Annotated in this window: 9 protein-coding genes; 7 read left to right on the forward strand and 2 right to left on the reverse strand. The window is 59.9% G+C overall.

The features are described 5' to 3' along the window. Positions 1–145: 145 nt before the first annotated feature. The 5 genes from NW838_RS09185 to NW838_RS09205 all read left to right on the forward strand — a co-directional run bounded on the left by NW838_RS09185 (position 146) and on the right by NW838_RS09205 (position 6018). Positions 146–1648 carry a cellulose synthase gene (locus NW838_RS09185; RefSeq protein ID WP_414355620.1) on the forward strand — a complete coding sequence of 501 codons (1503 nt, stop codon included), beginning with the start codon at positions 146–148 and terminating at the stop codon, positions 1646–1648. 488 nt (positions 1649–2136) lie between these two features. Further along, positions 2137–3948: an MBL fold metallo-hydrolase gene (locus NW838_RS09190; RefSeq protein WP_414427908.1), complete on the forward strand. Its 1812-nt coding sequence runs from the start codon at positions 2137–2139 to the stop codon at positions 3946–3948. Between the two features lie 54 nt (positions 3949–4002). After that, positions 4003–4758: an ABC transporter ATP-binding protein gene (locus tag NW838_RS09195; RefSeq protein ID WP_414427909.1), complete on the forward strand. Its 756-nt coding sequence runs from the start codon at positions 4003–4005 to the stop codon at positions 4756–4758. A gap of 196 nt (positions 4759–4954) precedes the next feature. Further along, positions 4955–5530, forward strand: a complete 576-nt coding sequence (locus tag NW838_RS09200; protein ID WP_414355617.1) for a TIGR04376 family protein — start codon at positions 4955–4957, stop codon at positions 5528–5530. A gap of 191 nt (positions 5531–5721) precedes the next feature. Beyond that, a complete protein-coding gene (locus tag NW838_RS09205) occupies positions 5722–6018 on the forward strand; it encodes a PipX family protein (RefSeq protein ID WP_011432377.1) in 297 nt (98 codons plus the stop codon). Positions 6019–6079: 61 nt separating this feature from the next. Here NW838_RS09205 and pheS read toward each other — a convergent pair whose 3' ends face one another. Continuing rightward, entirely contained in the window at positions 6080–7081 is a 1002-nt protein-coding gene (pheS, locus tag NW838_RS09210; RefSeq protein ID WP_011432376.1) for a phenylalanine--tRNA ligase subunit alpha, read from the reverse strand. Positions 7082–7214: 133 nt separating this feature from the next. Next, positions 7215–10598: a ribonucleoside-triphosphate reductase, adenosylcobalamin-dependent gene (nrdJ, locus tag NW838_RS09215; protein ID WP_414427915.1), complete on the reverse strand. Its 3384-nt coding sequence runs from the start codon at positions 10596–10598 to the stop codon at positions 7215–7217. Positions 10599–11236: 638 nt separating this feature from the next. Between nrdJ and NW838_RS09220 the strand changes: the two genes are divergently transcribed. Both NW838_RS09220 and NW838_RS09225 read left to right on the forward strand, forming a co-directional pair. Next, entirely contained in the window at positions 11237–12451 is a 1215-nt protein-coding gene (locus NW838_RS09220; RefSeq protein WP_414427910.1) for a site-2 protease family protein, read from the forward strand. A gap of 170 nt (positions 12452–12621) precedes the next feature. Next, on the forward strand, positions 12622–13926 hold the full coding sequence (locus tag NW838_RS09225; protein WP_414355615.1) for a M16 family metallopeptidase: 1305 nt from the start codon (positions 12622–12624) through the stop codon (positions 13924–13926). The last annotated feature ends 21 nt before the right edge of the window (positions 13927–13947 follow it).

The raw sequence follows: 13947 nt of genomic DNA on the forward strand, positions 1-13947 counted from the left end.
CCAGTCTAGGAACTGTCTGCTCCACAGTAGGCAGGATTTTGCTACTGCTGATTCCTGAATTTCTCCGGTCTTGCAGGTTGGGGCCAGCCGGAAGAGGAGAGGAGCTAGAGATCCCTGCCCCTTCGAGGGCGAAAATGGCAAAAGCGTGGAAGGCAGAAAGCTGATGCGGGTGTATTTGTTTCGCTGGGCAGGGTTGCTTCACCTCATTGCCGGGGTGATGTACCTCTACTGGCGACTGACAGCCGGGCTGATGGATTTGGGATCCCTTTTGTTTTGGGGGGCAGAGCTGTATGTTTGGCTGGCGGCGGTGGGCTTTACCCTCAGCCGCTATCCCCAAGTGCCGAGAGAGACGCTCCCATCCCCGGAGGTCCTGCGGCGGTCGTTTTTCCAGTTACCGCGAGTGGATGTGCTGGTGATGCGCCAGTGGGATTCCGTAGAGGCAACCCGGCAGACGGTGCTCTCGGCTCTGCACCTCGACTACCCGTGGGAGCGGTTGTTTGTCCACATTGTGGATCGGGTAGAAGATGAGGAGATGGCCAAGGCGGCGCGGGCCATTCCCTGCGAATACTGGGCCTGCCCTAGCCCCACAACCGACCCCCTGGCTTATGCAATGGGATCCCCTCACATCCAAGGGGAGTATCTGCTCCTGGTGCAGCCGGGCCATTTTCTCGAGCCGGACTTCCTGTGGCAGACCTTGCCCCGCTTTTACGACTCGCCGGAGCGGGCTCCCATCGCCAATCGTATCGGGTTTGTGCAGGCGATGCTGCGCACCCTAGGCCAGCCCAGAGCCGTTCACCCCCTGCAACAGCTTTTGGCGGTGGGATCCGAAGGGTATCAGGCGGCACCCCTGTTGGGTTCTGGCTGTCTCATCCGGCGCAAGGCTTTGGAAGGGATCCCGCAGATCGACATTCGCCGCCCTGTGCAGTTGGGGTGTCAGATGCACTGCCGTGGCTGGCAATCTCAATTGGTTCGCCAAACCCAGGTTACGGGTGTTTTGTTGCCCTTGCGCAACCGCCGCGTTGCTTTGCTGGCTTTGTTTTCGGCCTTGAGGGAAAACCCCTTTTGGGGCAAGCCGACCACACAGCAGCAGCGCTTTCAATACCTGTGGCTGGCCCTCTGGGCTGCCGGTGGGATGGCGGAGCTGGTCTACTTGGCGGTGCCGATGGTCTTTCTCTGCACGGGGTGGATGCCGGTGCCGGCCTTTGACCGGGTCTTCTTCGCGTGGTTTTTGCCTTATGCTCTCCTGGGGCGCATCAGTTGGCTCTTGGCCTTTCCCCCCCATCTGTGGGGGGCAGCTTGGCAGTCGGAACGGCAGACGGGCAGCCAGTTTTTTCAGTCCATCCAGGCGCTGGTGCAAAGTCTGCAGGGAGTGCCCCCCTATCCCGAACAGCCTTCCCAGCTCTCCTTGGGGCCTCAGGCTCTGGCTATTGTGCTGACTTTTCTGGCTATGGGGGTGGGATCCCTGCGTTTTGCCGGCAGTTGGGATCCCCCTTGGTCTGAGCTGATCTTTGGTTTGGTCTGGGCTTTCTACAACTTGATGATCCTGACGGCTCGCCCCGACGATCACGATTTTGCCGGCCTTGCCCTGCTCAACAACCGCACCGCCGAGTGGGCAGAGGAGAATTACGGTCATCTGGATTCAAACTAAGGCACTGCGCTCACACCTGAAACATGGGTCGCGTCAACGTTGCGGAGCAATAATGCACCGGGTCAGAAGGTTTTTCTCAGTAGTCCGGGTGTCTCACCCCAGACTGAAGCGACTGTAAGGGCTTCGCACCGCTGGCACGAGCGGAGATTCTTAGGGGTGCAGAGCCAAGACAGCCCGCGTCCAAACTGACGATCTGCTCCTGAGCTGGCAACCCTCTCCGGAACCTGGCTGTTGGGATTCTATCTCTCTGCTATGTGGAAAGGGTTGGATGGCAAAAGCTATGCTGGAATCTAGATGGGTATCTTAGCTTGACCTAGAAACGGGACTCATTAGGACTGAAGAGACCCAGAACATAAAACGACGCCGAGTTGATTTGCTAGAAAAGAGAGTGCGTTAGTAAGCGCTGGGGGGAGTCCCTGTCTGAGTTCCCAACCGTTTTTTCAGGCTTTAAGTGGTCTTGTAGGCTTGTAGGTAAAAACGACGCAACTGTGGAGTCAGAGAGACCGCCCCTGCGACTGCTACCCCTGGGTACGGATCCCCGTCAACAGGGCTGTGCCTATTGGGTGGAGATCGGATGCCACCGCTTGCTTCTCGATTGTGGGTTGCCCGCTCCTGCTCTCTTTAAGGCTCTGCCAGGGATCCCGGATGCGGTGATCTGCAGCCATGCCCATTTCGACCATGTGCAGGGGCTGCCTGCCTTTCATCGCCGTTATCCTCAGGTACCTCTCTACGCCACGCCGGTGACCGCCCATTTGGCCGCTGGTCTGTGGGAGCGCGGTATTTGGCCGGGCTACGACCGGGACATTCGCTTTCCCCCCTTTCGGGCGCTGCCTTTGGGCCGGGCGCGAGAGATTTTGCCCCATCTGATGCTCACTTTCTTTGCGGCTGGGCATCTGCCGGGAGCGGCGGCAACCCTGCTGCAAAATACCCAAACCACTCCGGCCCAAGCCTGCGTGTACACGGGCGACTGTTCCCTGGCCTCAACTCGCTTTGCCCCCGGCTTGGATCTCGCCGCTTTGCGTCACTGGCAGCCGGATGTGCTGCTTATGGAAGCCTCGCTGGGATCCACCCGTCATCCGGCCCGTCGTCACCTGGAAAATCGCCTGGTGGAGCGGTTGCTCAGCGCCCTGGAAGCGGGGCAAACGGTGCTGTTTCCCCTGCCGGTGCTGGGGTTGGGGCAGGAGCTGATCTTTCTCCTCAAAGCCCACCATCGCTTTACCCAGTCTCCCCAAGCGCTGTCTGCGAAAGCGTCGCGCGGCGATAAGGTGTGGGTGGCGCCAGGGTTGGCGGCAGGCTGCGATCTCTATGAGCGTTTGCTTCCCTACCTGCCGGAGGCGGTGCGCAATTTCGCCACCTATCAGCCTTTGTTCTGGGAAGACCGCCTACACCCCCAGGTGCAGCCCCTTACCGAGGCGGATCCTCTGCCCCAAGGCTTGCTGCTGTGCGATGCCGATGCTGGGCCTGAGGCTTGGGATCCCATCTGGTCGAGATTGCTGGCCCAACCGCAGCGCTCCTGTCTGCTGGTGCGGCTGCCAGAGGTGGAACTGGCTACCCCGTTTGAGCGTTGGCCGGCGCCGCTGCGCTCCCGCATTGCCGTTGAATGGATAACCTGGCACAGCCACAACGATGTCGGGCATCTCACCCAGATCATCCACACCTTTCGCCCCCAGCATTTGGTCTTGGTTCACGCCGACCCCAAGCAGGCTCAGGATCTGGCGGATCTGCCGGAGCTGTGCAATCGCTACCATGTCCACTGCCCTCAGCCTGGGCATTGGCTGGAGTTGCCCGATGGGCACCTACAAACCCCAGTTAGGCTCGCGGAGCTGAAGGCCGGTTCCCCCGCCGAGATCAGGGATCCCCCTTTGCGCTATGAGGGGGAGGTGGAAGAAGTTTGGCAGGAGCAGGGGTCGCCGCGGACTTTGGCGGGGGTACAGGTGCGTCTGCCGCCCCAGATCACCCAGGATCCCCGTTGGCCGGCCTGGGCCGATACCGGCTTAGTGGAAGCCCGCTGGCAGGGATCCGAACTGGTGCTGCGCGGCCTTTCTCCACGGGAGCTGATCCGCCCGGCAGAGGCTGCCCCTTCTCCAGCAGGGATCGTGCCGCGTCCAAAACAGCCTTCTGTATCCAGTCATCACGGTGGCAAAAAGTGCCAAAATTGTCGCTTTGCCCGCCAGATCTTGACTTCCCAAGCCCAAGCCTTTCGCTGCGATCAGGAACGCTCTCCCCTCTACCGCCTCAGGGTGGATCCCCAGGGGAGCTGCCCCTACCATCAGCCGCAGGAGATCCGCTCTTCCGGTTAGCCGTCAAGCCAGGGAAGCCCAAAGGCTAGAATGGGGCAAGTCGCGGTGCCAACCATGCTTGAGCAAGATTCCTGGGCAAATCATCGCCGTGGGCCGGTCGGATCCCTGGAGCGCCCAGCCGAGGCCTTGGCTGCGGCCAGCCCGCCCGTAGTGCAGATGGTTGGGGTGAACAAAGTCTATCCACTGCCGGAGGGCAGTTTTCAGGCCCTCTACGATATCGACTTGGCGATCCAGCCGGGAGAGTATTGCGCCATTATGGGGCCCTCTGGATCCGGCAAATCCACCCTGATGAACCTCATCGGCTGCTTGGAGCGGCCCAGCTCAGGGCGCTACTGGCTGGATGGGGTGGAAGTTTCCACCCTGACCGATCGCGATTTGGCCCACATTCGCAACCAAAAAATCGGCTTTGTCTTCCAGCAGTTCCATCTCCTGCCCGTCCTGACAGCGCTGGAGAACGTCATGCTGCCCTTGGCCTATGCTGGGATCCCGGAGCCGGAGCAACGCCGGCGGGCCAAGCAAGCCCTAGAACAAGTGGGCTTGGGGAGCAAACTGCAGCAGCGTCCGGCCCAACTCTCCGGCGGCCAGCAGCAGCGGGTGGCGATTGCTCGTGCCATTGTCAACCGACCGCACCTGTTGCTGGCTGATGAGCCGACTGGGGCTCTGGATAGCCATACCGGCCAGGAAGTGCTGAACCTTTTTGCGGAGCTCCACCGGCAGGGCATCACCCTGGTCGTGGTCACCCATGACCTTGAAGTAGCCCAGGCCGCCCAGCGCATTATCCGGGTTGGGGATGGCCGTTTGCTGGATTGAGAGGGATCCGCCTGGGGGCAGTTGGGTTCAGGAGAGTTCCCAGTTGCGGTGAACTGGCGTGCCGGATGGATCCCTGGCCTCACTTTGGGTGAAGGTCGAAGGGAATGTCTTAAACGGGCATGGGATAACCCTATCTAGGATGGCCCAGCTTGGGCTACTCTAAACGCAACTGAGGGCTTGGGAAGAGGATCCGTCCATGAAACTGATCGAAGATATCATCCGGTTTTTGGAAACCCGCCTGGAAGAATTTCTCAGGGCCCACCCTGAGATCGAGCTGCAAGCCCTCGATGAGCAGTTGCGCCAGCAGGAATCCGATACCCTGCGGCTGTTGCAGGAAAGCCGCGCCCAAGAGGAAGCTCTCCAAAAAAGCATTCTCAACTTGGCTGAGGAGATTAAAACCTGGCACTTTCGCATTGAGAAGGCGCAGCGGGCCAATCGTCCCGATCTGGCCGAAGGAGCGCGACGCCGGGAGGCTGAGCTGTTGGAGAGGGGCAGCCAGCTATGGGGTCAAATGAAAGCCCAAAAGGAGAAAATCCAACAAATGGAAGCCCTGCTGCCGCAGATTCGCCAGCGCCGCCAAGAAGTGAAGGCTAAGCTGCAGGAGGTAAGAGCCGCGCAAGCCAAAGGCATCGACAACCCGGACCGGAATTTCAGCCCTTGGGGAAAACCTTTCGAGGCTTGGGATGAATTGGAAGAGCAATTTCGTCAGCTAGAGGTGGAAAACGAATTGAATGACACGAAGAGGAAGGTGCGGGAACAGCAGCGGCGGTAACAGCCTGACCCAAAATCTTGTTAGTTTGCTAATGTTGAATCCAGTCGCAACAGCCAAAATCGAGCTGGGCGGAACTTGTGATTTAAGCCCTTGGTCTCAAGAGCCATAGCCACATCATTTCCAGAACTTTCTCTGGCACCGACCGGGAAGAAAAGTCTCTCCTCTCCCCCAAGAGTGATACGCTATTGGGCATGAATGAGTTGTATCTGAATCACCCCACATTTGGTCTGCTCTACAGCCTGTGTCAGGTCGACGAAAATCAGGCTCTCTTCACCACTCTCTACGCCCAAAGGCTCTTTTTTCGGGTTTACTTCAGGCCGCCGGATAACAGCGGGGATCCTGCTGCCATGGAGGAGTTGGTCTTCGATCCGATTAGCCGTAATGAGGCTCGCCAGCTCATCGAAGAGCAAATGCGCCTGCTGCGCCGTGCTGCCCGCCAAGATGAGCTAGAACAATTGCAGTTGATCTACAAGCAAACCTTTTCCTGACAGAGGTTTTTTCGAAGGTCTGGCACGGCTGAGGGTGAGGGTTTCGTCCCCCAATAGCCACCTAAAACTGAGACAGAAAGCGCAGGTCGCTGGTATAAAACAGGCGGATATCCTGAATGCCGTGGAGGAGCATGGCCATCCGCTCAATGCCGATCCCTGCCGCAAATCCGGTGTAGCGCTCCGGGTCGTAGCCCACCGCTTGAAATACATTGGGATCCACCATGCCGCAGCCGAAGATTTCCAGCCATTTCGAGCCAAAGCGCACGTCCATCTCAGCAGAAGGCTCGGTAAAGGGAAAATAGCTGGGCCGAAAGCGGGTTTCTCGCTTGCCCAATAGGCGGGTGATGAAAGTGTTGAGGGTGCCCTTCAGGTCGGAAAAGGTGAGGTTCTCGCCCACCGCCAAAATTTCCATCTGGTGAAACACAGCGGAGTGGGTGGCATCCACGGTATCGCGGCGCATCACCCGACCGGCATGCACAATGCGCAGCGGCGGCTGGTGTTGCTCCATGTAGCGCACCTGCACCGAGGAGGTTTGGGTACGCATCAGGTAGCCATTGGCCAGGTAGAGGGTATCCTGCATATCCCGCGCCGGATGGTCGGCAGGGGTGTTGAGGGCCTCGAAGTTGTAGTACTCCGTCTCGAGCTCAGGCCCATGCACCACGGTGTAGCCCATTCCCACAAAGATATCGAGCATGCGGTCGATGGTGGCCTGCAGCGGATGGATCCGCCCCAGAGGCCGACGGGGCCCGGGCATAGTGACATCCAGGCGCTCTGCTTCTAGGCGGGCCAGCAGTTGAGCTTCACCAAGGGCCTGTTTGCGCTGCTCCAGACTGGATTGGAGGGCCTCTTTAAAGGTGTTGGCCAAAGCGCCAATGGCAGGCCGTTCTTCTGGGGGCAGCTTCCCCATTCCCCCCAAGATTTTGGAGAGCTTACCTTTCTTGCCCAGGTAGTCGATGCGGATCTGTTCCAGAGCCTCCAGACCGTCAGCTTGTTCCACTTGGGCGAGGGCCTCGCTTTGCAGGGTGAGAAGCTGTTGGCGAAGCGTGTCTTTTTCGTCTTGCATGGGGCCGATTCCAAGGGCAGAAGGGATCCCTGGCGTTGTGAGGAGTCCCTACAAAGGTATCACAGGAGGGAGCTCGGTCGCGCCTTTGCATCCGATGGGGTTGGTCGGCAGCAGGGGGAACCCTTTTGGGGAACTAGCTCTGAGGCGCCGAATCTGGCAACAGACACCCCAGAGCGTCACACCCTGCCGGTCCCTCTGCTGTCAGGGTCAGGTTGCGGTCGTAGCGGGCCAGGGCCGCGAAGAAGTTATCTGTCCGCCGTCTCTTTTTGACCTCGGCCACCAGTCGTTCGTAGGTGGGCTTGTCGATTTTCTCAAAAGGCAGGCGGGGGAAGGGGGCATCGAAGCGGGCCAGCAGCGCTGCGCTGATGTAGCCCTCGTCGTCGCGGATGGCTTCGTAGATACGGGATCCCAGAGCTTCCACCTCGTCCTCCCGCAGCTCGATGGTGGCGGAGGTGTTGTGGGTGGTGTAGTACTTCTGAACCTGCATATAGAAGTCAAACTGGGCCAGGGCCGAGAATTGCTCGATCTCGATCTGGCCAGCACCGGGCAGGTTGGCCCATTCTACTTCCACAGGCAGTTCCACCAGCCATTCGGTACAGCGGGGATCAAAGGGGTCGTTGAGCAAGTTCCCGTTTTCATCTTTGTCCGCCTGAGCAGGTACCACCGAGTAGCCATAGTCCAGACAGGCCAGCGCCACCGGGTCATTTTTGGCAAAGGTGATGCGGCGGATGTAGCGTTGGGCTTTGGGCGGGTGCCAGCCGGGAGAGGCGTTGGTGAGCAGCGACTTGGTGCCGGCGGGCTGAACCGTGGTGCAGCGGTTGGGGCGGCGCAGGCTGTGGCGGTCGCAGTAGTCCCAGACCACGCGGTGGACGATCTCCTTCCAGCGGCTGAGGTATTCCCGCTCCTGCTGCTTGAATTCCTTCCCGATGGGGGTATCGGGTCTCCCTTCCTGCCACCAGCGCAGCCATTCAACCCCAAAGGCTTTGACGCAAAAGTCGAACAGGCCTGTGAACGAGACGCCGACGATGGGATCCCATTCCCGCGAGCGCTGGAAGCGGGGTTCCACAAAGCGGTGGTGGAGTAGGGCTGCCACCGTGAGAGCTCCCGCTGTAAAGGCGTCTTCCTGCTCCTGCCGGTTGTGGGGATCCAAACGGTTGAGGTGGATCTCGGCCAAGTTGCAATGGAATGTGTGGCCAATAATCTCGCCACAGTTGTGGACAACAAACCCATTGGCATCAAAGCACGCTGGGCCGGGGACAGTACAGTCATACACCGGCTCTACCCCGTCTGCCTCAAGGGCAGCAACCGTCACAGCAAACCGCTCTCGGTTGAGCTGGCGCTTGTAGCCATTCAGCAGTGCCTCTAGCTTTTGGGCTTTGTGCGGTTCCCGAAAGCCGACCCATTCCTGGAACAGATGCAAGTTGTCGTTGGCAATAACCAATTCGTGCTGGGCTTTGCAAGCGTATGGTGCAGGTTGGCGAGCACTGTTCGGCAGCAGGCGATATCCAGCAGGACGGCGATTCTCATACAAAACTGCAATGATGCCCAGCCGCGCCAGCATGCGCTGAACCGCTTTGAGGGTACCCAGATGGCTTTGAGAGAGCCGCACGCTAACCCCTTTCTCCTGATTACCTTGCACGCTGCCATCCGCATCAAAGAGCCCGCACAAGAAGCCTCGATGAAACTGGAAGCTGGTGGCTTCGAGCGCCTCTGTCATCTGCTTTTGTCCGGGCCTCATGCCGAACTGGGCCGCCAGTTTTGCCAACCCCCTGGAGCCGATAACCCGCAACCCAAGCTGCGCATAGTGATATGCCTCTGGCTGGCGGGGCTCGTAACCCACTGCCGTTTGCAAAAGCTGAATCGCATACTGGCTCATTTCGGCTTGGGTATCTTGCCAATAGCGTAATAAAGCCGTGTCGTTCCACGGGGTTGCCGTAAGGCTACCGTCACCCAGCAAATTCCCCAAAAGCCAGCCTTCTTCCCAGGTACCCGCCCCATCCCACGGGGTGAGATCGCGATGGTTGTGCAGCAGGATGCGGTCGCCCGGTTGTAGGCTTTCTGCCGGTACCCACTCGGTGTATTGTGCCTTTTGGGTTTGAGCGGTGACTTTGAGAACCCGATGGTTGCCTGTCAGCCGCAGAGAGAACCCTTCCTTGGTCAAAAGCTTCAGCACAGGCTTGGTACCGGAGTAGAAGAACCCCTCCGGTGTGGTACTGAATAGTTCTCCATTGATATAGGTGCTGTGCTGCTTCCCAATCAGGTCTCTCACCTGGCGCGGCCCATCGCCCGTGTGCACCCAGGTATCGGCTGTCACGCAGGGATTCAGCCCATAGCGCCACAGGCGATCCTGAAGTTCCTCTTCCCCTAGGGAGGGATCCCGTCCCTTTAGCCATTCTCGGGCCGTTCCTGCCTCATAGGCTTTGAGAAAGTCGGGTTTTAGGTCGGGTGGGATAAGGTCGCAATTGGCCCGTGCTACGGCTTCCCCGGCCCACTGGATGGCCCCCTCGCCTGAGTAAAACTGCTTCCGCACGGCCTCAACACATTCTTCCCGCGTCGGCTTGCGGTGAAACACCCGCGTGTGGTTGGCCATGCGCAGGGCATCTCGCTCGGGATCAATTCTCCAGTTGCCGTTTTCGTCCTGCTGCCAGAGGTTGTCTTTGGCGGTGGATCCCAGCTGGTCGTCGGCAGCAAACTGACGAATGCCAGCGCTACGACGAATGTTTCCCGCCACCACCACCGCCGCCTCGTCGATGAGCAAACAGCACTCCACCGAGTTCAGTTGCCGACCTACCGCCCTGTTGAGGATGGCGGCACAGCGCTCGTACAAGCCGGGCAGCTTAATGGGGTTGGCTACGCCCCCAAACCCTTTCAGCCGCTCCCCAGCCGGGCGGACATCGCTCAAGTCCACTGTCACTTCCACCTGGCCCCCAAAGCTGGGATCCGACGCCAGCTCCAGCAGCGCTTGGTAGGACTCCACCCAGCCGCGGCGGCTGTCCCCCACCTGGATGTGCACCTGGGATCCCTGCCGTTGGATGCGGGTGTGCTCCTGCCGCTCTTCGGGAGGGGTGGTGCCGATGGATCCCTTGACGTGAACCTGAAGGCGGTTGAGGATGGGAGGCAAGCGGTTGATGAATTGGGGTTCCAGCACCGCTCCCGTGCCGCAGCCCATCATGGCCAGATCCATCATCAGGCCAAAGGCCCGCCAGTCCACCACCGCCAAACTGGTGCAGTTGTAGGCACCGGAGAAGTTTTCCGGCTTCTGGATCCAGTCGGTGCCCATCACCCACAAGGCTCGACCGGAGATCAACGCCTTCAACTGCCGCTGCAGACGTTCTACCAACTGCCGCTCCTGAGGGGTGAAGCGCCCTAGCCGGGCGATGTCGGCCAAGGTGCGATCGCAAACCTCGCTCCAAGTCTCGCGGCTGCCATCTGGGCGGCGACGGCTGTAGGTGCGGTAGAACACCGGGCTGGCCGCCGGGGCTGTGGCCGGAAACTCGCCTGGAGGCGCGGCTCCCATCGTCTGGGCGGGATCAAGTCCCTGCACTTCTTCGCTCTGTTCGCCTGAGTGGGACGAAGTCCACACCATAGCCACACCCCTCCTGCAAAGCTCCCCTGCTAAAGCTCGGTCGTTCCAACTTTTGAGTGCTGGTTGGCCCCGCCGACCCAATGTCCAACCACGTTATCACAATCTTCGGGGGTCTGGTGTTGTAGGTAGTGTTGTGCTCCGAGGAGATCCTCAAGATCCTCTAGGGATAGGGCAGGGCCCGCTGTCTGCCGGGGGGAAGCCTCAAGGAAACGGAGGGCCCGGCAGAGGGGCTACACTGGAGGAGAGGGATCCCAAGTTGAGGGGCTGCTTGCCGTCTTCAATGGAACCTACCTGGGCAGTTGGGGGCTTTGGGTAGCCCTAGAGCCGGTTGCCTAACCGCGGGCCTCTGGGCTGGTTTACAAGGCAGCCCTGCAAGCGCTCCGTGCCGCTGAGCCAACGCCGGTTACCAGCGCCCTCAAAGCCGTTTCTGGTGTCTGCCTATCCATAACATACGCAAACATACGCAACTGGAACTGGTAGTTTAGATGGGCGCTTTCTCCCCAGGCATAAGTACCGGAGCATCCGCGCCGTAGAGTCTCGGTGAGAGCTGTGTAAGGAGTTGTATCGTCATGACCAGTCGCCTGCGCATCGGTAGCTTGTGGGGGATCCCCTTTTTCGTCGACTACACCTGGTTCCCAGCGGCCCTCCTGCTGGTGCTCTCCTACGGGGTGTTGACGGCGATGGGGTTGTTTCTTTCTCTGCTGGCCCATGAGTTGGCCCACAGCTTGGTGGCCCGCGCCTATGGGGTACGGGTTAACTCGATAACCCTATTTATTTTTGGGGGTATGGCGGCGATTGAGCGGGAAGTTCCCCGCCCCCTTGGGGCTTTTTGCGTGGCGGTGGCAGGCCCTCTCCTCAGCTTGGGTCTGTTTGTGCTCTTCAGCATGGCCCGGGCTTGGGCTGTGCCGGAGTCGATGCTGGCCTCAACCCTCACCAGCTTGGCTGCCATCAACCTGACGATTGCCCTGTTTAACCTGCTGCCGGGCCTGCCTCTGGATGGGGGGCAAATGCTCAAGGCGGCCATCTGGGGTTGGACAGGGGATCGGCAAAAGGGTATGCTGTGGGCGGCCCGAGCCGGCCAGGGGGTGGGCTGGGGTTTGGTGGGGCTAGGTCTGCTGGTGGTATTTTGGGGGAGCCTCAACGGCCTCTGGGTGGGGTTGATCGGCCTGTTTATTTTGAACACCGCCCGCCGCTACAGCCAGTACGCGCAACTGCAGCAGGTGCTGGCCCGCCTGAAAGCTGCAGATGTGATGACCCGCCAGTTTCGGGTTTTGGACGCGAACATGAGCCTGCGGGAGTTTGTGGATCGCTATCTGGTGCCTTCTTCTCTCAGGCCGGAAGCCCCAACTCAACCGGCGGACGTTTATTTTGCCGAGGAAGATGGCCGCTACCGTGGGCTGGTCAGGCCAGAATTGCTCAACGACATCGAGCGCAGCCAGTGGGATCGCCTCACCCTGAAAGCCATTCTCAAGCCGATGGAGCAACTGCAGGGGGTACGAGAAGAGACCCCCATTCCCCAGGTGATTCAGATGATGCGCCAGGCAGAACCCCGCCGCATTTTGGTTTTCACGCCCACCGGCGCCATTGCCGGCTTGATCGATCGCGGGGATGTGGTGGCCATGGCTGCCCGGCAGTTGGGGGTCGTGCTGCCCCAAGAGGTGGTGCAGCGGGTGCGCGATAGCGAAGAATGGCCCCCTGGATTTCAGGTGGAGGACAATCTGGCAAGCGAGGGATCCCCCAGTCTGGCTTGGCAGGGATCCCCGGATCTGCGCAATGAGCCTTAGGGGGATGTCTGGACAGGGAGCAGCCCAAGGTACCTAGGTTCTCCCTCTACCACAAAAGGGGTTGGGATCTGCAAGGTGGGGAGAGAAGGCCGAGAAAAGTAGTCTCAGATACTATTTCCCGGAGCCCCTCTCCATCTACAATTAAGACTGTTCTCCATCAATTAAGAATTTTGAACCGCTTTCCTCGTCTCTTGCCCGCCTACACCCACCGACTGAGCAACGGGTTAGGCGTTATCCTTCATCCCATCCCCATTGCCGATTCTGTAACCGTTGATGTCTGGGTACGGACAGGTGGACGCCATGAGCCGCCGGAGTGGCTGGGCCTATCCCATTTTTTGGAACACATGGTGTTTAAGGGTAGCGAGCGGCTGGCCCCTGGTGAGCTGGATTGGGCCGTGGAAGGACGGGGCGGAGTTACCAATGCTGCCACCGGCCAAGACTACACCCATTACTACATTACGGTGGCTGCTGCTGACCTAGCGGATACCTTGCCCTACTTGGCAGAGGTGGTTTTGCGGGCCGGGATCCCGGATCCAGAGTTTGAGCGGGAGCGGCAGGTGGTTCTGGAGGAAATTCGCCGCGCCGCCGACAACCCTGATTACACGGCCTATCAGCTTTTGATGCAGACCGCCTATGGGGAGCATCCCTATGGACGACCGGTGTTGGGCACACCGGAAAGCTTGATGCAACTGACCCCTGAGGTGATGCGCGCTTACCACCGCGCTTGGTATCGGCCTGAATCCATGACGGTGGTGGTGACGGGTGGCATCGATCCCGAGCGGGCGTTGGCCTTGGTGGAGGAGCAGTTTGGCAGCTCTGCTGCTGGGCCAGCACCGGCCAGCCCCCCCATCCCGCCCCAGCCTCGTCCCCAAGGGATCCTGCGCCGGGAGAGCGACCATGCCCGCTTGGAGCAAGCCCGTCTGAAATTGGCCTGGCCTACCGTTGGCATTGACGATTGGCAACAAGCCTGTGGCCTGGAGATGTTGGCTTCTCTGCTGGGAGATGGCCGTACTTCGCGGCTGGTGCATCTGCTGCGGGAACAGCGGGGCTGGGTGAGGGCCATTGGCTGTTCTTCGCTGGTGCTGAAGGAGGGGGGACTGTTTTGTATCGGCGCTCAGCTGGAGCCGGAGGATGTGGCGCGGGTGGAGGCGACGATTCTGCACGAGATCGAAAAGCTGCAGCAGGATGGCATCGGCCAAGCGGAGTTGGATCGCACCCGGCGTATGCTCACCCATGAGTTCCTGTTCTCCGCCGAGTCTCCCAGTCAATTGGCGGGCATCTATGGCTACTACGAGACGCTGGGCGGGGTGCAACGCATTCAAGAGTACCTGGAGCTGTTGCAATCTTTTACCCCGGCTCAGATCCGGGAATTGGCCCAGCAGTACTTGTCTCCGGAGGCCTATGTGGTCACCGTTCTCAAGCCGACTGCCCTCGATCCAGCAATGGCCTCGGAGCTGCAACTGGCCTGTCGGTGAGCGCCGCCTTGGCGCTCCGGA

Origin of the sequence: Synechococcus sp. R55.2 (assembly GCF_047462075.1) — a bacterium.
Taxonomy (GTDB): Bacteria; Cyanobacteriota; Cyanobacteriia; order Thermostichales; family Thermostichaceae; genus Thermostichus.